This window comes from Pseudomonas sp. GW823-FHT02E01, from assembly GCF_058797535.1.
Map to the genome: position 1 here is coordinate 713899 of NZ_JBXAJS010000001.1, position 22870 is coordinate 736768.

Genomic DNA, 22870 nt, shown 5'->3' on the forward strand with positions numbered 1-22870 from the left:
AGGCGCGGTCGCCACCGCGCCACAACCCTTCATAACCAGGAGCAATCGTGATGTCCTCTTCACCTGCACTGCATGCCCCCACCCTGCAAAGCTTCATCGCCGGTCGCTGGATCGGCCAACACGGCGCGCAGGTCCTGCGCAGCGCCATCGACGGCCATGAAATCGCCCGCACCCACGAAGAGCGTCCGGACTTCGCCGAAGCCATCGAACACGGTCGCCGCCAAGGCGTCAGCGGCCTGATGGCGCTGGACTTCCAGCAACGTGCCCAGCGTCTCAAGGCCCTGGCCCTGTACCTGAGCGAGCGCAAGGAACAGCTCTACGCGATTTCCCACCACAGCGGCGCGACCCGCGCCGACAGCTGGATCGACATCGAAGGCGGCAACAGCACACTGTTCACCTACGCCAGCCTCGGCTCCCGCGAGCTGCCGTCGGGCAACATCGTCCACGAAGGCCCGGCGATGCAGCTGAGCAAAATGGGCACCTTCGCCGGTACGCACATTCTGGTGCCTCGCGGCGGCCTGGCGGTGCACATCAACGCCTTCAACTTCCCGATCTGGGGCATGCTGGAAAAGTTCGCCCCGAGCTTCCTCGCCGGCATGCCGTGCATCGTCAAGCCGGCCAGCGCCACCAGCTACCTGACCGAAGCCGTGGTGCGCCTGATGGACGAATCCGGCCTGCTGCCGGCGGGCAGCCTGCAACTGATCATCGGCAGCACCGGCGACCTGCTCGACCGCCTGCAAGGCCAGGACGTGGTGACCTTCACCGGTTCCGCCGACACCGCGGCCAAGCTGCGGGTCAACCCGAACCTGATCCGCAATTCGGTGCCGTTCAACGCCGAAGCCGACTCCCTGAACTGCGCGATCCTCGCCCCGGACGTAACCCCGGATGACGAAGAGTTCGAGCTGTTCATCAAGGAAGTCGCCCGGGAAATGACCACCAAGGCCGGGCAGAAATGCACCGCCATCCGCCGCGCCATCGTCCCGGCCAAGCACATTGATGCCGTGGCTACGCGCCTGCGTGATCGCCTGGCCAAAGTGGTGGTCGGCGACCCGTCGGTGGAAGGCGTACGCATGGGCGCACTGGCGTCTCACGATCAGCAGAAAGACGTGGCTGAGCGTCTGGAAAGCCTGTTGCAGAGCAGCGACATGCTGTTTGGTGCCCGCGACGGTTTCGAACCCCGTGGTGAAAACGTCGACAAGGGCGCGTTCTTCGCCCCGACCCTGTTGCAGGCCCGCGACCCCCATGCCGAGGGCGGCGCCCACGATATCGAAGCGTTCGGTCCGGTCAGCACGCTGATGGCCTACGACGATCTCGACGAAGCATTGGCCCTGGCCGCCCGCGGCAAAGGCAGCCTGGTGGCCAGTCTGGTGACCAAGGATCCGCAAATCGCCGCCAAGGCCATCCCGGTCGCTGCTGCCTGGCACGGCCGCTTGCTGGTACTGGATCGCCACTCTGCCGGCGAATCCACCGGTCACGGCTCGCCGCTGCCACAGCTCAAGCACGGCGGCCCGGGGCGTGCCGGTGGCGGCGAAGAACTCGGCGGCCTGCGCGCGGTGAAACACTACCTGCAACGCGCGGCGGTACAAGGTTCTCCGACCATGCTGGCAGCGGTCACCGGCGAGTACGTGCGCGGGGCCAAGGTCATCGAAACCGACGTGCATCCGTTCCGTCGCCATTTCCAGGACCTGCAGATCGGCGAGTCGCTGCTGACCCACCGCCGCACCGTCACCGAAGCCGACCTGGTGAACTTCGGCTGCCTGTCGGGCGACCACTTCTACATGCACTTCGACGAGATCGCGGCCAAGGAATCGCAGTTCGGCAAGCGCATCGCCCACGGTTACTTCGTGCTTTCGGCGGCGGCCGGGCTGTTTGTTTCCCCCGCTCCGGGGCCGGTGCTGGCCAACTATGGCCTGGACACCTTGCGCTTCATCAACCCGGTGGGCATCGGCGACACCATCCAGGCGCGCCTGACCTGCAAACGCAAGATCGACCAGGGCAAGAAGAGCCCGCAGGGCATCCCGCAAGGGGTGGTGGCGTGGGATGTGGAAGTGACCAACCAGTTGGGTGAACTGGTGGCCAGTTATGACATTCTGACCCTGGTGGTCAAACGCGAAGATTGATCAGAAACCCCGGTTGACCACAGATCTCGTGGTCAACCGCCACCCCCTGTGGGAGCGAGCTTGCTCGCGATGAGGGAGTGTCAGTCAACATCAATAGTGCCTGACAGTCCGCCATCGCGAGCAAGCTCGCTCCCACAGTTCGTTCTCTGTCAAACTTCAATTTTGTGCTCACTGGCTCCCACAGGGTTGAGGTGATCCAGGCGTCAATTGGCGTAGGACATTTCTGTTTTTCCTAGGCTTCGGTCATGCCCGTTGTGCCTCACCCACAACTCACTCCCCCCGTTTTGCGGATACAAGTTCCACAGGTCCTAGGAGATTTCCGGGCAAGGTCTTCGGAGATTTCCTTCGAATTGCGGCGATCCGCATGAACTGGTTTGAAAGGTGCTCAATCGATAGTCTTTGGTGGTCACTGAATTTCAGTGGCGGGGTGTAGGAACCTCCAGTTTCCCTAGTACCACGTTGGCGCCAATTACCTGGTTTGCGGCCGTTGAAATGCGTCCGTAAGATCAGCTGCGGCGGCTATGTACGGGCACGCTTCGGCGTGGTCGAGGTGCTAGGGACTCGATATTCCTACCCCGTACATGGCTGCCACCCTAGCCCGTAGGAAGGCTTTCGGTAGCTTCGATTTTCCTTTCCTAGAGTTAGAAAGCATGAAAACCATTCATCCCGATCCACCCTACGAAAAACCAACCCCACACCCCAACAATCGCTTCATGGCACTCACCAGCAATTGCAGTGAAATGCCCACCCTCTTCGTCGACACCCACGCACCGCTCGACGTCCTGATGGACGCCGCCAACTACCGAATCCGCGCCGTCACCCAAGTGCTGGAAAACCTGTCCATGCGCGGCTCGATCGAGTGCGAATCCTCCATTCTCAGCGACTTTTCATTGCTCTGCGCCATCCCGTTACGCGATGGCTGTGATGTGCTGGATGTGGTCGGGCGACGGTTGCGGGCGCACTGACCAACCCTGTAGGAGCGAGCTTGCTCGCGATGGAGGCCAACGATAACGCGGGCGGTCTGACAGAACGCGTCGTCTGGACGTTCTTCGCGAGCAGGCTCGCTCCTACAGGGGTATCGGTAGGCCAAAAATTCTGGTTAGTGCCTGCGCAACCACTCGATAAACAGCGCAAACAACTCCGACTGCGAACCCACCTCCAGTTTCAGGTACAGGTTCTTGCGGTGCATGCGCACGGTTTCCGGTGAGATGTTCATCTGGCTGGCCGTAGATTTCACCGAATGCCCGCGCAACACCATATGCGCCACTTGCCGCTCTCGTTCAGTGAGCAAGTCGCTGCCGAAATGCTCGAACGCCGACTGCACCCGGTGCTTGAGATCATCGCGCATGCCCTGGTCTTTATCGCACTGGATCTCGCGACTGCGCAGCATGCCCCGTTGACTGAATTCGCTGATGAATTCGCGCACCAGCGGTTCCACGGCGCGCAGCAGGTTCAGCTGTTCGGCGCTCAGGCATTCACCGCCGAAACCCTGATAGAGGCTGACGGAAATCTTCGTGTCATTGCCGATATCGACAATGTAGTAGCTGTCTTCCGAGCAGCCCGCCTTCAGGTAATAGGATTTGTAGTAGTCACTGTCGAAGAAGTTGTCCGGGGCAATTTCCTCAAGGTGATAGAAGCCTTGCGCCAACCCCTGCTCCACCGCCAGGCAGAACGGGTCGAGCAAATAACCCCCGGCAAAATAGCGCTCCAGAATCGAGACCTGATACTCCTGCGCAATCCCGCGCTGATGCAGCAACTGGGGCGCGCGGTCCTTACGCTCCAGGCTGATCATCATCGACTCGACGGACACCAGTTGCGCCAACGCCGACGCCAGGTGTTGCAAGGCGTCAGGCTCATCGATGTGGGCGAATGCCTCGCGCATTCCCCCATGCCATTTGTGCAATGCCCCGAAGGGCACCGCGATCAGCGTATCGTCGTCTGGTTTGCTCATGCCCCGCAGTCTAGCGGCTGGACACGCCCTTGGTAACAGCCTGACTGACGAAATCATTGGCCCGCGTACTGTCCGCTCGCTTCGAGCTCGGCGGCCACTTCCAGAATGCATGTGCGCAAGGTCTCGACGATTTCATCGACCTGGGCAGACGTCAGGATCAACGGTGGCGACATGACATTGAGGTGCATGATCGGCCGCACCAGCAAGCCCCGGGCCTGGGCCCGCACGTGGATTTTCTCGCCGATGTTGATCTCGTCGGGGAACAGCGCCTTGGTGCGTTTATCGGCGACGAACTCCACGCAGGCCATGAGTTTCTGGCAACGCACATCCCCCACCAGCGGCAAGTCCCGCAAGGTTGCCAGGCGCTCTTCCAGATAAGCCCCCACCGTGTCGACATGGGCCAGCAGGTTTTCCCTCTCGATGATTTCGATGTTCTTCAGCGCCGCCGTGCAGCACACCGGATGCCCACTGTAGGTGAAGCCGTGGGTGAAGCAGCGGCCCTTGCCCGGCTCGGCGATGACTTTCCAGATGCGCTCGGAAAAGATGCACGCGCCCAGCGGCAGGTAGGCCGAGGTCAGGCCCTTGGCGGTGGTGATGATGTCGGGCTGCACGTCGAACACCTCATAAGAGGCAAAGAACTTGCCCAGGCGCCCGAACGAAGTGACCACCTCGTCGGCGACGAACAGGATGTCGTAGCGCTGGCAGACGTCCCACATGCGTTTGAGATAGCCCCGGGGCGGAATGATCACCCCGCCCGAGCCCATGATCGGCTCGGCGAAGAACCCGGCAACCTTGTCCGCGCCAATCGAGAGGATCTTGTCTTCGAATTCCTTGACCAGGAACTCGAGGAACTGCGCCTCGTCCATGCCATCGGGCGCGCGGTACGGATTCGGGTTGGAGACGTGGTGGATCAGCGGGTTGGCGTAGTCGAACTCCGGCACCCGGTCGGCGGCCTTGTTGCCGATCGACATGGTCAGGGTGGTGGAGCCGTGATAGGCGTTGAACCGCGCGATGATGTGCTTCTTCTCGGGTTTTCCTCGGCAGTTCTGGTAGTACTGGATCAGCCGGTACGCAGTGTCCACGGCGGTGGAGCCGCCGGTGGTCAGGAACACATGGTCGAGGTCGCCGGGGGCCAGGCTGGCGAGTTTTTCGCACAGCTCGATGGCGACGTTGTTCGACATGTCGGAAAACGGGTTCGAATAGGCCAGCTGACGCACCTGGTCGGCGATGGCCTCGGCCATTTCCTCACGACCCAGGCCGATGTTGGTGCACCACATGCCGCCCACCGCATCGAGAAAGCGGTTGCCCTGGGTGTCGTAGATGTAGGCGCCATCGCCAGCGACGATGTTCAGCGAACCCTGTTCGGCGTGTTCGTCGAACACGTGATAGCCGTGCATATGGTGAGCCTTGTCGGCCTTGACCAGCCGGGACTCGTCCGCAGGGGAAAAAACGGTGCGTGTTGGCGTCGCCATAAATAAACCTCTAACCGAATTGACTAACGTTCGAACAAATCAGATGCCGCTTTTCACGGTGCTCCAGACCCGGGTAATCGCCCGCATGTCCTTGGCGTTCTGGGTCTTCTGCGGAAACAGCCGCTCGCGAGTTTGCGCGTCGGGGTAAATCGCCGGGTTGTTGCGCACATCGGCGCTCAACAACGGGGTGGCCGCGGCGTTGCTGTTGGCGTAATTGATGAAGTCGCTCACGTCCGCCATCACCTGCGGCTGCATCAGGTACTCGAGAAACTTGTGGGCATTGGCGACGTGGGGCGCGTCGGCCGGGATGTATAGGTTGTCGAACCAGATCAGCGAGCCTTCCTTGGGGATGAAGTACGCCAGGTCGATCTTCTTTTTGGCTTCTGCGGCGCGGGCCATGGCGGTGGCGTAGTCGCCGGACCAGGTCATTGCCATGCACACGTCGCCGTTGGGCAGGCTGGTCAGGTAATTGACCGAGTCGAACTTGCGGATGTACGGCCGCACGGACAACAGCAAGTCCTGGGCGGCTTTCAGATCTTCCGGTGCGGCGCTTCTCGGATCACGTCCCAGGTACTTCAGGGCCATGGGAATGACTTCGGTCGGGGCATCGAGCAGGGTCACGCCGCAGTCGGCGAAGCGCGAGACGATCTTCGGATCGAAGATCATCGCCAACGAGCCGATCGGCGCGTCCGGCATGCGTTCCTTGATCTTGTCGACGTTGTAGGTGACGCCGTTGCTACCCCAGGTATAAGGCGCCGAGTAGGTGGTGCCCGGATCGTACCCTTGCAGATCCTCCAGGACTTTCGGGTCCAGGTTGGTCCAGCCCGGCAGCAGTTTCTTGTCCAGCGGCTGGAACACCTTGGCCTTGATCAGCGGTGGCGCCAGGGACGCGTTCAACACGATCAGGTCATAACCGGAGTGGCCGGTGAGCAATTTGGCCTGCACCGTTTCGTAGGCATCGAAGGTGTCGTAGATGACCTTGATGCCGGTGGCCTTTTCGAAGTCGGCCACGGTTTTTTCACCGATGTAATCCGCCCAGTTGTACAACCGCAGCGTATGGCTGTCGTCCACTTGAGCGGCGTAGGCATTCAATGTCAGCGGTACAACAAACAGACTGGAAATCACCTTAAGCAGCGTCTTGCCCATAGCAAATGCACCTTATAGCGAGTTCGGCTCTGGATGAGCGGATGCCCCCACTATTGGTGGATTCGCCGGGCGCGGCCATACCCCGAATGGGTGTGTGTCGCTTTTTGGGCATACCGGCATGGCAAAAAGCGGCAGTACAGTTGACCCGTTTTGCCATAGATCCGGGGTTTGTCCGGCGCTTAAAGTGGCAGCCCTGAACCGACCCTGCAGAGCCTGCGATGACCGACCTGATCAAACACGAGCAACGCGACGGCGTGTTGACGCTGACCATCGACCGCCCGGACAAGCTCAATGCGCTGAACAACGCCATGTACACGCAACTGGCCGAGCTGTTGCTGGCCGCCGACGAAGACCCGCAGACCGGCGTGATCATCATCACCGGTGGCCCGGCGTGCTTTACCAGCGGCAATGACCTGGTGGATTTCCTCCAGCACCCGCCGACTCATCTGGACGCCCCGGCGTTCCACCTGATGAAGGTCGTCACGCGCCTGCAAAAACCGCTGATCGCGGCAGTCTGCGGTGCGGCCATCGGTATTGGCACCACATTGCTGCTGCATTGCGATCAAGTACTGGTCACCCGCAACGCCAAGCTGCGCATGCCGTTCGTCAACATCGGCCTGTGCCCCGAATTTGGCGCCAGCCTGTTGCTGCCACGCCGGCTCGGCCATGCCCGTGCCGCGAGCCTGCTCCTGTTGGGCAACGGCCTGGACGGCAACGAAGCGGTGGCCTGGGGCCTGGCCAACGAAGCCTTCGATGACGGCGAACAATGCCTGGCGGCGGCGAAAAAAATCGCCCAGCGCTTTCTGGCCATGCCCCAGCAAGCCTTGCGCCAGTCCCGGCTGCTGATGAAACAGGCTTGCCTGGCCGAACTGGAAGCCACCCTGCGCGAAGAAAACACGCTGTTCATTCAGCGCCTGAATACCGACGAGGCCAAAACCGCCTTGAACGCCCTGCTCAATCGCAGTACAGATAAGAATCCACCGAAAGGAAACCAGCCATGAACACTCCAGAAATCTACGTCGTCAGCGCCGCCCGTACCGCCATCGGTACGTTCGGTGGCTCGCTCAAGGACGTGCCGTTGGCCGACCTCGCGACCACGGCCGTGAAAGCCGCCCTGGAGCGAGCCGCCGTGGACCCGGCGCTCGTTGGCCATCTGGTGATGGGCAACGTGATCCCGACCGAAACCCGCGATGCGTACATCTCCCGCGTCGCGGCGATGAACGCCGGCATTCCGAAGGAAACCCCGGCCTACAACGTCAACCGCCTCTGCGGTTCGGGCCTGCAAGCGATCATCAACGCCGCCCAGACCCTGATGCTCGGCGATGCCGACATCGTCGTCGGTGCCGGTGCCGAATCCATGAGCCGTGGCCCGTACCTGATGCCGGCCGCCCGTTGGGGTTCGCGCATGGGCAACGCCCAGGTCATCGACTACATGCTCGGCATCCTGCATGACCCCTTCCATGGCATCCACATGGGCATCACCGCCGAGAACGTCGCCGCGCGCAACGGCATCACCCGCGAAATGCAGGACGCCCTGGCTTTCGAAGACCAGCAACGCGCGGCCCACGCGATTGCCAACGGCTACTTCAGCGAGCAGATCGCGACCGTGGAGATCCAGGATCGCAAAGGCGTCAAACTGTTCAGCGTCGACGAACATCCGCGCGCCACGTCCCTGGAACAGCTGGCAGCAATGAAGCCGGCGTTCAAGAAGGACGGTTCGGTCACCGCCGGCAACGCCTCGGGTCTGAACGACGGCGCCGCCGCACTGGTCATGGCCAGCGGCAATGCGGTCCAGGCCAATAACCTGAAACCCCTCGCCCGCCTGGTCAGCTACGCCCACGCCGGCGTCGAACCGGAATTCATGGGCCTGGGCCCGATCCCGGCCACCCGCCTGGCGCTCAAGCGCGCCGGCCTGACCGTCGCCGACCTGGACGTGATCGAAGCCAACATCGCCTTCGCGGCCCAGGCCTGCGCCGTCAGCCAGGAGCTGGACCTCGACCCGGCCAAGGTCAACCCGAACGGATCGGGTATCGCCCTGGGCCACCCGGTGGGCGCGACCGGCGCAATCATCGCCACCAAGGCCATCCACGAACTGCACCGCACCGGCGGCCGTTACGCACTGGTGACCATGTGCATCGGTGGCGGCCAGGGGATTGCGGCGATTTTTGAGCGGGTTTGATAGCTGCACATTTGGAGTGGGTGCATATCCATTTCTGCTGTAACGGCGGCTGACGGTTCCGCTTTTACAGCGGGTTACTTGGAAGAGCCCCAAGTAACCAAGGGCTCTTGCCCCTGACGTTCGGTGCCTCGCCCAGGCTCGGCATTCCCTCGCTCCGGTCCTGCTCCGTGGGCCCGCCGCGATCGGCCATCCATGGCCGTACGCGGCTAACCCGGCATCCATGCCGGGTTGCCCACTGCGCAGAACCTCCACTCGGCCTCTCGAGGGGGCAAGAAGATCAAAAGCCAAAGCAAAAGCCAGGCGGCCTTCGGGCCGACCTGGCTTTGGCGGGTGCCCCCGATTCCCTGTAGGAGCGAGCCTGCTCGCGATGGACGTCAACGATGACGCGGGGTGTCTGGATGAGCGCGTTGTCTGGGCATTTTTCGCGAGCAGGCTCGCTCCTACAATGTTTCTCCAGCGCTCACAAAATCTCTTCCTCTTTGAACAAACCACCTGACGACCGGCAGCAAAAACCATTTGCCACATAATATTACATTCGTCATATTATGATCATCATAATTAACCGCCGCCCCCACAGGTAATCCTCCATGACCAGCATGCCCACCGTTGAACCCGACCTGGCTGCCCCGGTGACTGCCGCCAAACCTCCCCTGCTCAAACGCCTGGTGTTGCCAACACTGGGCATCGCGGCACTGGTGCTGGCCGGTGTGTATGGCACGCATTGGTGGACTGCCGGACGCTTCATCGAGGAAACCGACGACGCCTACATCGGCGGCGATGTGACGGTGATCGGGCCGAAAGTGGCGGGCTACATCGACGAAGTGCTGGTAACCGATAATCAGAAGGTCAAGGCCGGCGACGTGCTGATCCGTCTCGATTCTCGCGATTACCGCGCCCACCTGACCAAGGCCGAAGGCGCAGTGGCCGCCCAGCAGGCCCTGCTCGCCAACCTCGACGCCACCGAGCAACTGCAACAGGCCGTCATCGGCCAGGCCCGTGCCGGCATCGACGCCGCCGGTGCCGAAGCCGTCCGTTCGCGGGATGACGATGCCCGCTACAAAAAACTGGTGATCACCAACGCCGTCTCGGTTGAAAGTGCCCAGCGGGCCAATACCACGTTCAAGACGGCCCAGGCCCAAAGCAACCGCGCCCAGGCTGAATTGCTGGCCGCACAACGCCAGTTGAATGTGATCGACACCCAGAAACAACAAGCCCGGGCCGCCTTGATCCAGGCCAAGGCTGAGCGCGACCTGGCGCAATTGAATGTCGGCTACACCGAACTGAAGGCACCGGTTGACGGTGTGATCGGCAATCGCCGGGCACGGGTCGGCGCCTATGCCCAGGCCGGCTCGCAATTACTCTCGGTGGTGCCGACCAGCGGTCTGTGGGTCGATGCCAACTTCAAGGAAGACCAACTGGCGCACATGGTGCCGGGGCAACGGGTGGTGATCCGTGCCGACGTGCTGTCGGGGCAGGAATTCCACGGTCACCTGGACAGCCTCGCCCCCGCCAGCGGTTCGCAATTCAGCGTATTGCCGCCGGAAAACGCTACCGGCAACTTCACCAAGATCGTGCAGCGGGTGCCGGTGCGGATTCACCTCGACCCGGCCGACAGTGTGCTTGGCCACTTGCGTCCGGGGTTGTCGGTCACCGCTGAAGTGGACACGCGCAAGGCGCCTGAAGCGCCAGCCGTGGCCAGCGCGCCATGAGCCGTGCCCTCGCCGCCCCGGCGCAACCGTTCAATGCCGCGAACATGGCGACGGCGACCAAGGTTTTCGCCTTCGCCAGCATGTGCATCGGCATGTTCATTGCCCTGCTGGACATCCAGATTGTCTCGGCTTCGTTGCGTGACATCGGCGGCGGGCTTTCCGCCGGCACCGACGAAACCGCGTGGGTACAAACCAGCTACCTGATCGCCGAAATCATCGTGATCCCGCTGTCCGGTTGGCTGTCGCGGGTGTTCTCGACGCGCTGGCTGTTCTGCGCATCGGCGGTGGGTTTCACCCTGGCCAGCCTGCTGTGCGGCATAGCCTGGAACATCCAGAGCATGATCGCCTTCCGCGCCCTGCAAGGGTTTCTGGGCGGCTCGATGATCCCGCTGGTGTTCACCACGGCCTTCGTGTTCTTCACCGGCAAACAACGGGTGATCGCCGCAGCGACCATCGGCGCAGTGGCGTCCCTGGCACCGACCCTGGGGCCGGTGATCGGTGGCTGGATCACCGACATATCGTCCTGGCACTGGCTGTTCTACATCAACCTGGTCCCCGGCATCTTCGTCGCCGTGGCCGTGCCGATGCTGGTAAAAATCGACCAGCCGGAACTGTCGCTGCTCAAAGGCGCGGATTACTTGAGCATGGTGTTTCTGGCGCTGTTCCTTGGCTGTCTGGAATACACCCTCGAAGAAGGCCCGCGCTGGAACTGGTTCAGCGACCGCACGATCCTGACCACCGCGTGGATCAGTGGCCTGGCCGGGCTGGCGTTCATCGGCCGGACCTTGCATGTAGCCAACCCGATTGTCGATCTGCGCGCCTTGAAGGACCGCAATTTCGCCCTCGGTTGTTTCTTCTCGTTCGTCACCGGCATCGGCCTGTTCGCCACCATTTACCTGACGCCGCTGTTCCTTGGTCGGGTGCGTGGCTACGGAGCGCTGGACATTGGTCTGGCGGTTTTCTCCACCGGAGTGTTCCAGATCATGGCGATTCCGCTGTATGCCTTTCTGGCCAATCGCGTCGACCTGCGCTGGATCATGATGTTCGGGCTTGGGCTGTTCGCCTTGTCGATGTGGGATTTCAGCCCGATCACCCATGACTGGGGGGCCAAGGAGTTGATGCTGCCGCAAGCCTTGCGCGGGATTGCCCAGCAATTGGCGGTGCCGCCGGCGGTGACCTTGACCCTCGGCGGCCTGGCGCCGGCACGGCTCAAGCATGCGTCGGGGTTGTTCAACCTGATGCGCAACCTGGGCGGGGCCATCGGCATCGCCGCGTGCGCGACCATCCTCAACGACCGCACCAACCTGCATTTCACCCGGTTGGCGGAGAACCTCAACAGCACCAACGAGGCGCTCAACCAATGGCTGTCCCAGGTCGGCAACAACTTCGCCGCCCTCGGCCAGAGCGGTGACGCCGGGGTCACCGCCAGCCTGCATCAACTATGGTTGCTGACCTACCGCGAAGCCCAGACGCAAACCTATGGCGACGCGTTCTTGATGATCATGGTCTGCTTCATTATCGCCACGGCGATGGTGCCTTTGATGCGCAAGGTACAACCACCGGCCGCGCCGAGTGCCGACGCTCATTGATGCTTGTTCGGGTCAGGCCTGAGGCATTTTGCGAAAACCTACGGCCAGACGGTTCCAGCTGTTGATGGTGCTGATGGCCACGGTCAGGTCAACCATTTCCTTGGGCGAGAACTGGGTGCTGACCATTTCGTAGTCTTCATCCGGAGCGTGGGTCAGGCTGAGCTGGGTCAGGGATTCAGTCCAGAGCAGCGCAGCGCGTTCGCGCTCGGTAAAGAACGGTGCTTCGCGCCAGGCTGTCACGGCGAACAGGCGGCGCGGGGTTTCACCGCCCTTGATCGCATCAGCAGTGTGCATGTCGATGCAGAAGGCGCAGCCGTTGATTTGCGAGGCACGCAGTTTGACCAGTTCGATCAGGTTCTTTTCCAGCGGCAGTTTCGAAACGGCGGTTTCCAAAGCGATCATCGCTTTGAGGGCGTCAGGGGACGCGGTGTAGAAATCGATACGAGGTTGCATGGGGTGCTCCAGGGCAGGTGGGTGTGTGACTACGTTAGTCCCCCGACCGTTCTACACAAATAGCCAATCTTTCAGAAGTCGAGGAGGCCATTGGCGGTGCCTTCCTGGTTGTTGGTGGAAACGCGGGGGTGATGGGTTTCACTCTTCACTTTTGGTGAGTTCGCTGCCGTCATCGCGAGCAAGCTCGCTCCCACATTTGATCGCATTCCCCTGTGGGAGCGAGCCTGCTCCGGGCGGCGATCCGACGATCCGCGCAGCGGCCATTCACACCCGACTGCGCAACCATCGCAGGAAGCCCTTTTTCTCCACCGCCACCGGTAGGTCCTGAGTCAGGGATTTCGCTTTTTGCAGCCGGTAATCGAGCAAGGCCTGCATTGCATCGTTGATATCGTGACGGGCATCCAGGCACGGCTTGAGGTATGACTTTTCGATGCGGTACAGGCCACTGAATGTCTTGGCGGTAAACTGCGCAGGCAGCGCGCTGTCGGTGAGAATACCTGCCTCGCCAAACACCTCCCCCGGCCCCATGCGTCCGGATTCGTATGGCGCTCCGTGACGCATCAAGGTCACCGAGATCACGCCGGATTCGATAATGAACAAGTGATCGCTGACCTGCCCCGCTTCCAGGATCACCTCCCCGGCGCGAAAGGTTTGCAGGGTCATGTTCTGGCTGAAGGTGTCTTTCTCTTCCTGGCGCAAGGTGGAGAAAATCGGCGAGCTGTCGAGCAACGCGCGTTTGCGAGTCGAGTTGACCGGCGGACTGGGCTCCACGCTCGACAACAAACTGACCCCGGATGCCTGCAAGTGCCGATAGGCCAGATCGTACAGCTGGTTGCGCACTGAACGTTTCTCGTCCATCGACGCGACAAAGCCGCTGATTTCGTAGACCACTCCGGTGTTGCTGGCGGTTTTCAGGCCAACGCTTGGCGACGGTTTATCGAGCAACGCACGACAGCCTTGAATGGCCCGCTCCAAAGCATCGATCACCGTGTTCGGCCGCGCGTGGGGGCTCACTTCCAACGAAACGGAGATGCCGAACATATCGCTCGGCCGACTGAAATTGATGATCTTGGCCTTGGCTGCCAGGGAGTTGGGAATCACTGCCATGCAACCCTGGGAGGTCTGCAGGCGCGTGGCACGCCAGTCGATGTCGGTGACCCGGCCCTCCATGCCATCGATGGAGATGTAGTCATCGAGTTGATAGGGCTTGGTGGTGTTCAGGACGATCCCGGAAAACACGTCACTGAGGGTACTTTGCAAGGCCAGCCCGACGATGATCGCCAACGCACCGGACGTCGCCAGCACGCCCTTGACCGGCAGATCGAGCACATAGGCCAGGGCGGCAATGACCGCGATCAGGAAAATCACCGCACCGAGCAGATCCTGAAGCAATCGCCCGGTGTGCCCGACCCGTTGCATCATCACCGCGCCGATCAGCACGGTCAGGGTCCGCGCGCCGAACAACCACCAGCCGATCTGCAAGCCGGTGGCAGCCAGATGCAAGGGTACGTTGTCAGCCCAGGGCGGCGGCTCCATCGGGTTCAGGCCTTCGTTGAACAACAGCAGGCTGAACAACGAAAAAATCACCACCCGTACCAATAGCCGCCAGGCGCTGCCAAGTGCACTGAGCAAGTACCACAACCCAAGATCGATCAGGATCAGCGCCATCGCGCAAATCAGCGGGTGTTCGGTGAGCAATGACAGCATCAAGCAACTCCAGCCAGGGCCAATAACGCGAAGATCGCATGGATTGGCCTCAGTGTAGGAGCATTTGATTTGGCGGGATGAACACCCTCCCAAAAACACCACAAAACCAATGTGGGAGCGGGCTTGCTCGCGAAAGCGGTATAACAGTCAACACATAGGTTGAAAGTTAAGCAGCCTTCGCGAGCAAGCCCGCTCCCACAGGGGGGATGAGTGATGCCGAAGTTACTTGCTGTTGGCCAGTGTGCTGTAGCTGGTCATCAGGTTGCGGTAATCCGGGATATGGTTGGAGAACAGCGTGCCCAACCCTTCGATGTCGTTGCGCCAGTCGCGGTGCAGTTCACAGGCCAGGCCGAACCAGGTCATCAGTTGCGCGCCCTGAGCGGTCATACGGTGCCACGCCGATTCGCGGGTCAGTTCGTTGAAGGTGCCGGACGCGTCGGTGACCACGAACACGTCAAAACCTTCGGCCAGCGCCGAAAGCGCCGGGAACGCCACGCACACCTCCGTCACCACACCGGCGATGATCAGTTGTTTCTTGCCAGTTGCCTTGATCGCCTTGACGAAATCTTCGTTGTCCCAGGCGTTGATCTGGCCCGGGCGAGCGATGTATGGCGCATCCGGAAAGAGTGCCTTGAGTTCGGGCACCAGCGGTCCGTTGGGACCGGTTTCGAAACTGGTGGTGAGGATGGTCGGCAGCTTGAAGTACTTGGCCAGGTCAGCCAGCGCCAGCACGTTGTTCTTGAATCGATCCGGATCGATGTCGCGCACCAGAGACAGCAGTCCCGCCTGATGATCAACCATCAAAACCGCGGCGTTGTCCTTGTCCAGACGCTTGTAGGAAGTAGTCATTGCAGTAGTCCTCGCATGTTATCGATGCCGATTGGAAATCGGCGTGGGGTAACCGGTTAGCGCTGGGAGTCCAGCGCTTCGTGTTCGTTCGCCACTTGCTGGGCCTTGAGGTAGCTCTCGATCAGCAATTGATAATGCGGCATGGCCTGGGCGTAGACAGCGGCCCACTGCTCGGCGTCCGGGCGGTTCCACGAACCTTGCAGCTCTGAGAGCGTAGCCATGATGTCGATCGGCACCACCCCGGCCTGGGCCAGACGGGCAACGGTCAGATCAGTGGCCAGTTTCGAGTGGTTGCCGGAGGCGTCGACCACGGCAAACACCTTGTAGCCCTCATGCACGGCGGCGATGGACGGGAACGCCAGGCACACGCTGGTCAAGGTGCCGGCGATCACCAGGGTTTTCTTGCCGGTGGCTTTGACCGCCGCGTGAAACTCCGGGTTGTCCCAGGCGTTGATTTCACCTTTGCGCGCCACGTACTGCGCATGGGGCGCGGCCTCGTGGATTTCCGGGATCAACGGCCCGTTCGGCCCCTGGGGAACAGAAGCAGTGGTGATCACCGGCATCTTGAGCAGGGTCGCGGCCTTGGCCAGGGCAATGGCGTTGGCGCGCAATTGGGGCACGTCCATGTCCTTGACGATCTGGAACAGTCCGCTCTGGTGATCGATCAGCAGCATCGCGCTGTCATTGGGGTCGATGGTCGGTTTCTGGCCGTTGAAGTTGGCCGCGTAGGCAGTGTTCATGTGCGTTTCCTCTTTCTTTTGGGCAACAGCCATCCCTGGCCTGAAAACCGGCCTACTCATCCTGTGTAGAGTCGGGTGTAAAAGCGTTGCGAACTAAGCGTGCATCCGGCCGAAGCGACCGGACTGGAAGTCGGCGAAGGCCTGGTGGATTTCTTGCTCGGTGTTCATCACGAACGGCCCGTGGCCGACGATCGGCTCGTCTATCGGTTCGCCGCTGAGCAACAACACCACCGCGTCTTCGCTGGCTTCGAGGCTCACCTGATCGCCCTTGCGGTCGAACAGGGCCAGTTGCCCCTGGCGCACCGGTTCCAGGCCGTTGACCTGAACCGTGCCACGCAGAACCACCAGCGCGGTGTTGCGCCCTTCATGCAGGTCAAGTGTGAGCAACTTGCCGGCATTCAAACGAATGTCCCACACGTCGACTGGGGTGAAGGTGCGCGCCGGGCCTTTGTGGCCATCGAACTCGCCGGCGATCAGGCGCAGGCTGCCGGCGTTGTCCTTCAAGGGGATGGCCGGGATGTCACGGTCGAGAATCGTCTGGTAGCCGGGGTCGGCCATTTTGTCCCTGGCCGGCAGGTTGACCCACAGTTGCACCATCTCCAGGGTGCCGCCGCTCTTGGCGAAACCTTCGGAGTGAAACTCTTCATGCAGGATCCCCGAGGCAGCGGTCATCCATTGCACATCGCCAGGGCCGATCTTGCCGCCACTGCCGGTGGAGTCCCGGTGCTCCAGTTCGCCCTTGTAAACGATAGTCACGGTTTCGAAGCCACGATGAGGATGCCGACCAACGCCACGTCGCTCGCTGGTCGGGGTGAATTCAGCGGGGCCGGCGTGATCCAGCAACAGGAACGGGCTGATGTGCTTGCCCAGGTTGTCGTAGGAAAACAGCGTGCGAACCGGAAAACCGTCGCCAACCCAATGGGTCCGTGGACTGGTGTAGATACCGATGATGTTTTTCATGGTGTCTCCTGGTGAGGTGAGTGAAGCCATGGACAAAGCTTAAAACCGTGACCTTTGCTGCGCTAGACTGCAAAAATCAGCTTTAGCGTTCTATCTGGAGAACGATGGTGGAAGACCTCAACACCCTCTACTACTTCACCCAAGTGGTGGAGCATCACGGTTTCGCCGCGGCCGGCCGGGCACTGGACATGCCCAAGTCCAAGCTCAGCCGACGCATTGCCGAGCTTGAAGAACGTCTCGGCGTGCGCCTGCTGCACCGCACCAGTCGGCATTGCTCATTGACGGAAATCGGCCAGGCCTATTACCAGCGCTGCCTGGCCATGCGGGTGGAGGCGGAAAGCGCCGCCGAACTGATCGAACGCAATCGCTCCGAGCCTCAGGGCCTGGTGCGTGTCAGTTGCCCGACGGCGCTGCTCAATTCCTGGGTCGGGCCGATGCTGACCCGCTACATGCTCAAGTACCCGCTGGTGGAGTTGTTCATCGAGAGCACCAACCGCCGGGTCGACTTGATCCATGAGGGCTTCGACATTGCCCTGCGGGTACGTTTCCCCCCGCTGGAAAACACCGACATGGTGATGAAGGTGCTGGGCAACAGCACCCAGAGCGTGGTCGGCAGCCCGGCCTTTTTATCGCGCCTGTCGACACCGGCCTCCCCGGCCGACCTCAGCGGTTTGCCGAGCCTGCACTGGGGCGCGGCGCAGCGCGAATATCAGTGGGAACTGTTCGGGGCCGATGGCAGCACCGCGATGATCCGGCATGCACCGCGCATGGTCACCGATGACCTGTTGGCCTTGCGCCATGCGGCGGTTGCCGGGATCGGCATCGTGCACCTGCCCAGTGTGGTGGTGCGCGATGAAATCGCTGCCGGGCAACTGGTGGAACTGGTGCCGGGCTGGGCACCGAAAAGCGGTGTCATCCATGCGATCTTCCCCTCGCGTCGGGGCCTGCTGCCTTCGGTGCGCACGTTGATCGATTTTCTCGGGGAGGAGTTCAGCCGCAGTGATATTGCTTAAGGGCGGGGTAAGGCTTTGGACCGAGTGATGGCTATCGCGAGCAAGCTCGCTCCCACATTGGATCTATATGCACCACAAATCCCCTGTGGGAGCGAGCTTGCTCGCGATGGCGTCAGACCAGACACCATCAACACATCTTCCTGCCCCGATTCTTGATTTCCGGTAAACATTGCTTTGCCAATCCAGCGGTTTTTCTCACGGATACAGGCGCGGATACTGCCGCCCATTCCCACTGCAACCTCTGGAGTCTTCAATGTCTATTCCCGCTTTCGGCCTGGGTACGTTTCGCCTGCAAGGCCAGGTGGTCATCAATTCGGTGAGCACCGCCCTGGCGCTCGGCTACCGAGTGATCGATACCGCACAAATCTACGAGAACGAAGCCGACGTCGGCGAGGCTATCGCCGCCAGCGGCATCGCCCGGGAAGAGTTGTTCATCACCAGCAAGATCTGGGTCGCCAACCTGGCCGGTGATCGTCTGATCGACAGCTTGAAAGAAAGCCTGCGCAAACTGCAGACCGACTACCTGGACCTGACCCTGATCCACTGGCCGTCGCCGGACGATCAGGTGCCGGTCGAAGAATTCATGGGCGCCCTGCTCGAAGCCAAACACCTGGGCCTGACCCGGCAGATCGGCGTGTCCAATTTCACCATCGACCTGATGAAACAGGCGATCGCCGCCACGGGTGCCGAGCACATCGCCACCCACCAGATCGAACTGCACCCTTACCTGCAAAACCGCGAGGTCGTCGAGTTCGCACGCAGCCAGGGCATCGGCATCACCTCGTACATGACTCTGGCTTACGGTGAAGTCCTCAAGGATCCGCTCATCCAGCAGATCGCCGAACGTCTGCATGCGACACCGGCGCAGGTCACACTGGCCTGGGCCATGCAATCGGGTTACGCCGTGATCCCGTCGTCCACTCGCCGGGCCAACCTTGAAAGCAACTTGAAGGCTCGCGAACTGACCTTGAGCGAAGCCGACATGGCCTTGATCGCAACGCTGGATCGCGGCCACCGCTTGACCAGCCCGAAAGGCATCGCACCGAACTGGGATTGAGCCTCAATCCTGCTCGAGATGCCGGTCCAGGCGGGCCATGGCTTGCTGTAGCTGGTCGACGGCGTCGTCGATCAGTACCCCGCGACCGTCATTGCACGCCTGCTCCAGTTGTTCGCAACACTCGACCAGGGCGAGCGCTCGCACCATCAGCGCCCCGCCCTTGATCCGGTGTGCCAGTTCCTGCAAGCCCGGGCGATTGCCGCCGGCATGCAAGGCCAGTAAATGCACGCGATCCTCGCGGTTGCTCAGCGCCAGATCGTGTAACAGTTGATCGATCAGCTCACGGTCCGCATCCGCAAAGCGCTCCAGCCCGCTCAAATCGAATTCGGCGACGCCATGGTCGTCAGTAAGCGCTGAGGGTGCGCTGGCAAACCGCTGGGCCAGCCACGCCTGCAAATCCACCAGGCGAATGGGTTTGAACAGGCAATCGTTCATGCCCGCCGCCTGGCATCGGACCTTCTCCTCGGCCTGCGCATTGGCGGTAAAGCCTAGTATCAGCGTCGGCGACAACCCCTGCACCCGCTCTTGCGCACGTATCGCACCCGCCAATTCGTAACCACTGAGCACCGGCATGTTGCAGTCGGTGATGACCAGATCGAACCCTTGCCCGCGCCACTGTTCAAGCCCCTGCGCCCCGTCTTCAGCCAGCACCACGCGATGGCCCAGGTAGCTCAGCTGCCGCGAGAGCAACAGGCGATTGGCCGGATAATCGTCGACCACCAGTATCGACAACGCCCGGGTCGTGAGCTGCGCCGGATCCAGGGGCTTGCCCCCCGCGGGTAACGCTTGCAGGGCGGGCAGCACCAGGCTGATGTCCACCCGCGTCCCATGCCCAGGCTGACTGTCGAGTTGCAACCGACCGCCCATCATTTCGCACAGGGTACGACTGATCACCAGACCCAGGCCGGATCCTTGCCGGGCGCTCTGCTGGCTGTTGCCCGCCTGCACGAACGGGCTGAACAGGCGTTGCTGGTCGAAAGCACTGATGCCGATGCCGCTGTCCTCGATCTGTACGCTGACGGCGAGGTGCGCCGGGGCTTGAGGTCGCACTCCCAGCGTCAGCTTCACCTGGCCTTCCCGGGTGAACTTGATCGCATTGCTCAGCAGATTCGACAGCACCTGTTTGAAGCGCGTGGGGTCGAGCATCACGTCACAGTCACTGTGTTCGTCGAGTTCGACCCGCCACTGCAGATTCTTCTGCACCGCCAGCCCTTCGAAAACCCGGCAGACCGACGTCACCAGCGCCTGCAGATTGACCCGCTCCGGCGCCAGTGACAAATGCCCGGATTCGATCCGCGCGACGTCCAGAATGTCGCCGATCAAATCCAGCAATTGCTGCCCGGCGTTGGACGCCACCTCGATGGCGGCGCGGTCGGTCTCCCCTTCATCGGCCCGCTTCAGCGCCAGTTCGAGCATGCCGATCAAGGCGTTCATCGGCGTGCGGATTTCATGGCTCATGGTGGCCAGGAACGTGGTCTTGGCCCGGTTGGCGTCGTCCGCCGCGTCCTTGGCTTCCTGCAGTTGTCCGAGCAATTGCTGACGCTGGCGAATCTGGCGCCGCTGCCAGACGATCCCGGCCAACGCGAGCAACAGCAAGACACCCGCCACTGCAAACGCCTTCACGATCGCCTGCCGGTGTCGCAACCAGTAACTCTGCTCGACCATCGAGTCATAGCGCCAGGGCTGGGTCAGCTCGTCAATTTCTTCTGGAGGGATGCTCAACAGCGCCTTGTCCAGGATCGAATGCAGCTCGGTGGCCTCGCGACTGGTCGCCAGGGTGCTTCGTGCAGGGTCGGTGCCCACGGTGCTGGTCACTTGCAGGCGATCGCGATACTGCCGGGAAATCAGGTAACGGGCACTGATCAAGGAGTTGATGCCGCCGTGGGTCTTGCCTTGGGCGACCATTTCCATGGCGTCCGTCGACAATGGTGAATCCACCAGCTGGATCAGCGGGTAATGCTGGCGAAGGTACTCGCCGACAATGTTGCCCTGGGTCAGTGCCAGGGTTCGCCCTGCCATGTCATCCAGCGTCCTGGGGCTGTCCGCGGCCACGCGGGTCACCAGCACCGAAGGGCTGCTCAGGAACGCCCGGGTGAACAGCAATTGATCTTCACGCTGGGAACTGAGGCCGATACCGGCCAGCACATCGATCTGCCCGCTCCTGATGCCGGTCATCATCTCGGCTACCGATTTCATGCCCCGGATATCGAATTGCAAGCCGGTGCGCAAACTGATTTTCGTCAGCACATCGACGCCAATACCGCGGAACTTGCCTTCGCTATCGATAAATGAAATCGGCGGAATGTTTTCATTGATCGCGACCCTCACCCGTGGGTGGCGTTCGAGCCAGCGTTGTTCGGCCACGCTCAATTGCAATGACTGGGTGCCGGGGATAGACACCCCGTTTGCCCCCCAACGACGCAGGATGTTCATTTGTTCATTGGTGGTGATGGCCGCCAGCGCCTTGTTGACGATGCGCAACAGCGAATCGTTGTCGCGGGCCATCGCAAAGGCAAAACGCCCGGACTCCATGGGCGAGAAGTCCGTCAGGTGTACGTTGTTCAGGTAATTTCTGCTGATCAGGTAATGGGCATTGATCGCATCGCCCAGGTAGACATCGGCCTGGCCGAAAGCCACGGCGCCCATCGCCGCCAATGTCGAAGGAAACAGCTGGACCTGCGCCCTGGAATAGAACTGTTGCACGCTGTATTCGGGCAGGTAGTGATACAGCATCACCAGCCGCTTGCCGGCCAGTGTCGGGTCGCGCACCGGAGGGAAATCGGTGCGCGTGACCAGCACCGGTTGATCGACCGCGTACGCGCTGGACATCTGTAACTGTGGATCTTCGGCTTCAAATCGATTGGCCGTTCCCAGCAGGTCTGCCTGCCCTTCCTTGATGGCCTGCACCGCGTCGGCCCGCGACGGATAACGTTGGACCTCAATGACGACGTTCAGCAATTGTTCGAGCAAGCCGGCGTAATCGGCTGTCAGGCCTTCGAATACCTTGCCCGCCGTGTTGAACTCGAAGGGGGGATAGTCCGGCGCCGAGACAGCCAGCACCAACCGGCCCTTTTTCTGTAGCCAGCGCGACTCGGTTTCCGACAACCTGACGCTCAGGCCTTCGACACTCGAGCGTCCCAACAGGGTCAACGACTGTTGTGCACAGACCGTCGATGCCCAGAGAAGAAGGCCGATCAGTACCCCACCTGCCAGTCGTCGGAGTGCGTTCATTCAGATCAGATGATTGCGCAGGGCGAAATCCCTCAAGTGCACCGACGAGTTCACGTTGAGCTTGAGGGTGAGTCGGGTCTTGTAGGTACTGACGGTCTTGTAGCTCAGGTGCATGATCTCGGCGATTTCGAGGTTTTTCGACCCCCGGGCCAGGTACTGCAGGATGGTCAACTCACGATTGGACAGCCTGTCGATCAACTGCTTTTCGCTGCGTTGCAACTCCCCCATCGACACGGAACTGGAGGGAATCTGAGCGAAATAGGTGTAGCCGGCCATCACGCAATTCACCGCCGCCTTCAGGTCATCCAGGTCCTTGCTCTTGCAAACATAGGCAACAGCCCCGGCACGCATGCAGCGGTCCTGATAGAACTGGGCCTCCAGCGAGGTGAACACCACCACCCGACATCGCATCTTTTCGGTCTTGATACGGTCCATCACCTCAAGCCCCGCCACACCGGGAAGGCCCAGATCAAGCAGCACGACATCCGGTTGATGCTCCCGGATCAACGTCAGGACCTTATCGCCACGGCAGGCCTCGTAAATCCGCTTGAACCCTTCGCCCTTGAGTACGAGTTTGATCATGGAGCGAACCACCGGATGATCTTCCGCAATCAGTGCTGACTTCATGACATCTCCCGTGCAAACCAACACGATCGGGCAAAAAATGCCCTCCAGGCACCGCAGCGGTTGGACA

At 61.3% G+C, this 22870-nt stretch carries 18 protein-coding genes; 8 read left to right on the forward strand and 10 right to left on the reverse strand.

The genetic code is table 11. The annotated features are described in order from the left end of the window. Nucleotides 1-50 precede the first annotated feature (50 nt). Entirely contained in the window at nucleotides 51-2120 is a 2070-nt protein-coding gene (paaZ, locus tag AC1RDQ_RS03255; RefSeq protein ID WP_349735405.1) for a phenylacetic acid degradation bifunctional protein PaaZ, read from the forward strand. Nucleotides 2121-2770: 650 nt separating this feature from the next. Further along, a complete protein-coding gene (locus AC1RDQ_RS03260) occupies nucleotides 2771-3085 on the forward strand; it encodes a hypothetical protein (RefSeq protein ID WP_492586304.1) in 315 nt (104 codons plus the stop codon). A gap of 134 nt (nucleotides 3086-3219) precedes the next feature. Here AC1RDQ_RS03260 and AC1RDQ_RS03265 read toward each other — a convergent pair whose 3' ends face one another. Genes AC1RDQ_RS03265 through AC1RDQ_RS03275 form a run of 3 tightly spaced genes read right to left on the reverse strand, consistent with a single transcriptional unit; the run spans nucleotide 3220 to nucleotide 6689 of the window. Then, on the reverse strand, nucleotides 3220-4128 hold the full coding sequence (locus AC1RDQ_RS03265; RefSeq protein ID WP_057713971.1) for a LuxR C-terminal-related transcriptional regulator: 909 nt from the start codon (nucleotides 4126-4128) through the stop codon (nucleotides 3220-3222). After that, nucleotides 4125-5543, reverse strand: coding sequence for an aminotransferase (locus tag AC1RDQ_RS03270; protein ID WP_492586306.1), 1419 nt, complete (start codon nucleotides 5541-5543; stop codon nucleotides 4125-4127). Before AC1RDQ_RS03270 ends, AC1RDQ_RS03265 begins: the two co-directional genes overlap by 4 nt. A 39-nt stretch (nucleotides 5544-5582) precedes the next feature. Further along, entirely contained in the window at nucleotides 5583-6689 is a 1107-nt protein-coding gene (locus AC1RDQ_RS03275; protein ID WP_057713969.1) for a polyamine ABC transporter substrate-binding protein, read from the reverse strand. A gap of 218 nt (nucleotides 6690-6907) precedes the next feature. Between AC1RDQ_RS03275 and AC1RDQ_RS03280 the strand changes: the two genes are divergently transcribed. The 4 genes from AC1RDQ_RS03280 (at nucleotide 6908) to AC1RDQ_RS03295 (ending at nucleotide 12166) form a co-directional block, all read left to right on the forward strand. Beyond that, entirely contained in the window at nucleotides 6908-7690 is a 783-nt protein-coding gene (locus AC1RDQ_RS03280; protein WP_150814183.1) for an enoyl-CoA hydratase-related protein, read from the forward strand. Next, the gene (locus AC1RDQ_RS03285; protein ID WP_057713967.1) at nucleotides 7687-8868 is read left to right on the forward strand and encodes an acetyl-CoA C-acyltransferase family protein; all 1182 of its coding nucleotides are present in this window, start codon (nucleotides 7687-7689) and stop codon (nucleotides 8866-8868) included. Before AC1RDQ_RS03280 ends, AC1RDQ_RS03285 begins: the two co-directional genes overlap by 4 nt. A 587-nt stretch (nucleotides 8869-9455) precedes the next feature. Further along, the gene (locus AC1RDQ_RS03290) at nucleotides 9456-10577 is read left to right on the forward strand and encodes an HlyD family secretion protein (protein WP_492586308.1); all 1122 of its coding nucleotides are present in this window, start codon (nucleotides 9456-9458) and stop codon (nucleotides 10575-10577) included. Further along, a complete protein-coding gene (locus AC1RDQ_RS03295; protein WP_057713965.1) occupies nucleotides 10574-12166 on the forward strand; it encodes a DHA2 family efflux MFS transporter permease subunit in 1593 nt (530 codons plus the stop codon). Before AC1RDQ_RS03290 ends, AC1RDQ_RS03295 begins: the two co-directional genes overlap by 4 nt. Before the next feature lie 12 nt (nucleotides 12167-12178). On the opposite strand, the gene AC1RDQ_RS03300 is transcribed toward AC1RDQ_RS03295, so the two are convergent. The 5 genes from AC1RDQ_RS03300 to AC1RDQ_RS03320 all read right to left on the reverse strand — a co-directional run bounded on the left by AC1RDQ_RS03300 (nucleotide 12179) and on the right by AC1RDQ_RS03320 (nucleotide 16875). Continuing rightward, nucleotides 12179-12619, reverse strand: a complete 441-nt coding sequence (locus AC1RDQ_RS03300) for a carboxymuconolactone decarboxylase family protein (protein WP_150814185.1) — start codon at nucleotides 12617-12619, stop codon at nucleotides 12179-12181. Nucleotides 12620-12883: 264 nt separating this feature from the next. Beyond that, complete coding sequence (locus AC1RDQ_RS03305; protein WP_492586310.1) at nucleotides 12884-14326, reverse strand: mechanosensitive ion channel domain-containing protein; 1443 nt, start codon at nucleotides 14324-14326, stop codon at nucleotides 12884-12886. Nucleotides 14327-14548: 222 nt separating this feature from the next. Then, nucleotides 14549-15175, reverse strand: a complete 627-nt coding sequence (gene ycaC / locus AC1RDQ_RS03310) for an isochorismate family cysteine hydrolase YcaC (protein WP_150814187.1) — start codon at nucleotides 15173-15175, stop codon at nucleotides 14549-14551. Between the two features lie 56 nt (nucleotides 15176-15231). Then, the gene (locus AC1RDQ_RS03315) at nucleotides 15232-15915 is read right to left on the reverse strand and encodes an isochorismatase family protein (RefSeq protein ID WP_090456879.1); all 684 of its coding nucleotides are present in this window, start codon (nucleotides 15913-15915) and stop codon (nucleotides 15232-15234) included. 93 nt (nucleotides 15916-16008) lie between these two features. Continuing rightward, nucleotides 16009-16875 carry a pirin family protein gene (locus AC1RDQ_RS03320; protein ID WP_492586312.1) on the reverse strand — a complete coding sequence of 289 codons (867 nt, stop codon included), beginning with the start codon at nucleotides 16873-16875 and terminating at the stop codon, nucleotides 16009-16011. A 104-nt stretch (nucleotides 16876-16979) separates the two neighbouring features. Here AC1RDQ_RS03320 and AC1RDQ_RS03325 point away from each other — a divergent pair, with 104 nt between their 5' ends. After that, nucleotides 16980-17888, forward strand: a complete 909-nt coding sequence (locus AC1RDQ_RS03325; RefSeq protein WP_057713960.1) for a LysR family transcriptional regulator — start codon at nucleotides 16980-16982, stop codon at nucleotides 17886-17888. A 253-nt stretch (nucleotides 17889-18141) separates the two neighbouring features. After that, complete coding sequence (dkgB, locus tag AC1RDQ_RS03330; RefSeq protein WP_150814190.1) at nucleotides 18142-18945, forward strand: 2,5-didehydrogluconate reductase DkgB; 804 nt, start codon at nucleotides 18142-18144, stop codon at nucleotides 18943-18945. Between the two features lie 3 nt (nucleotides 18946-18948). Here the strand turns inward: dkgB and AC1RDQ_RS03335 are convergent, their stop codons facing one another. Next, on the reverse strand, nucleotides 18949-22176 hold the full coding sequence (locus tag AC1RDQ_RS03335) for a transporter substrate-binding domain-containing protein (protein WP_492586314.1): 3228 nt from the start codon (nucleotides 22174-22176) through the stop codon (nucleotides 18949-18951). Beyond that, nucleotides 22177-22803: a response regulator transcription factor gene (locus AC1RDQ_RS03340; RefSeq protein ID WP_057713957.1), complete on the reverse strand. Its 627-nt coding sequence runs from the start codon at nucleotides 22801-22803 to the stop codon at nucleotides 22177-22179. Between the last annotated feature and the right edge of the window lie 67 nt (nucleotides 22804-22870).

What these genes read in the sequence shown, in the direction of transcription:
- AC1RDQ_RS03335 (WP_492586314.1), bottom strand. Translation starts at nt 22,176, where the DNA reads ATGAACGCACTCCGACGACTGGCAGGTGGGGTACTGATCGGCCTTCTT.
- ycaC (WP_150814187.1), bottom strand. Translation starts at nt 15,175, where the DNA reads ATGACTACTTCCTACAAGCGTCTGGACAAGGACAACGCCGCGGTTTTG.
- AC1RDQ_RS03270 (WP_492586306.1), bottom strand. Translation starts at nt 5,543, where the DNA reads ATGGCGACGCCAACACGCACCGTTTTTTCCCCTGCGGACGAGTCCCGG.
- AC1RDQ_RS03305 (WP_492586310.1), bottom strand. Translation starts at nt 14,326, where the DNA reads ATGCTGTCATTGCTCACCGAACACCCGCTGATTTGCGCGATGGCGCTG.
- AC1RDQ_RS03285 (WP_057713967.1), top strand. Translation starts at nt 7,687, where the DNA reads ATGAACACTCCAGAAATCTACGTCGTCAGCGCCGCCCGTACCGCCATC.
- dkgB (WP_150814190.1), top strand. Translation starts at nt 18,142, where the DNA reads ATGTCTATTCCCGCTTTCGGCCTGGGTACGTTTCGCCTGCAAGGCCAG.
- AC1RDQ_RS03260 (WP_492586304.1), top strand. Translation starts at nt 2,771, where the DNA reads ATGAAAACCATTCATCCCGATCCACCCTACGAAAAACCAACCCCACAC.
- AC1RDQ_RS03295 (WP_057713965.1), top strand. Translation starts at nt 10,574, where the DNA reads ATGAGCCGTGCCCTCGCCGCCCCGGCGCAACCGTTCAATGCCGCGAAC.
- AC1RDQ_RS03290 (WP_492586308.1), top strand. Translation starts at nt 9,456, where the DNA reads ATGACCAGCATGCCCACCGTTGAACCCGACCTGGCTGCCCCGGTGACT.
- AC1RDQ_RS03315 (WP_090456879.1), bottom strand. Translation starts at nt 15,915, where the DNA reads ATGAACACTGCCTACGCGGCCAACTTCAACGGCCAGAAACCGACCATC.
- paaZ (WP_349735405.1), top strand. Translation starts at nt 51, where the DNA reads ATGTCCTCTTCACCTGCACTGCATGCCCCCACCCTGCAAAGCTTCATC.
- AC1RDQ_RS03340 (WP_057713957.1), bottom strand. Translation starts at nt 22,803, where the DNA reads ATGAAGTCAGCACTGATTGCGGAAGATCATCCGGTGGTTCGCTCCATG.
- AC1RDQ_RS03320 (WP_492586312.1), bottom strand. Translation starts at nt 16,875, where the DNA reads ATGAAAAACATCATCGGTATCTACACCAGTCCACGGACCCATTGGGTT.
- AC1RDQ_RS03280 (WP_150814183.1), top strand. Translation starts at nt 6,908, where the DNA reads ATGACCGACCTGATCAAACACGAGCAACGCGACGGCGTGTTGACGCTG.
- AC1RDQ_RS03300 (WP_150814185.1), bottom strand. Translation starts at nt 12,619, where the DNA reads ATGCAACCTCGTATCGATTTCTACACCGCGTCCCCTGACGCCCTCAAA.
- AC1RDQ_RS03325 (WP_057713960.1), top strand. Translation starts at nt 16,980, where the DNA reads ATGGTGGAAGACCTCAACACCCTCTACTACTTCACCCAAGTGGTGGAG.
- AC1RDQ_RS03275 (WP_057713969.1), bottom strand. Translation starts at nt 6,689, where the DNA reads ATGGGCAAGACGCTGCTTAAGGTGATTTCCAGTCTGTTTGTTGTACCG.
- AC1RDQ_RS03265 (WP_057713971.1), bottom strand. Translation starts at nt 4,128, where the DNA reads ATGATTTCGTCAGTCAGGCTGTTACCAAGGGCGTGTCCAGCCGCTAGA.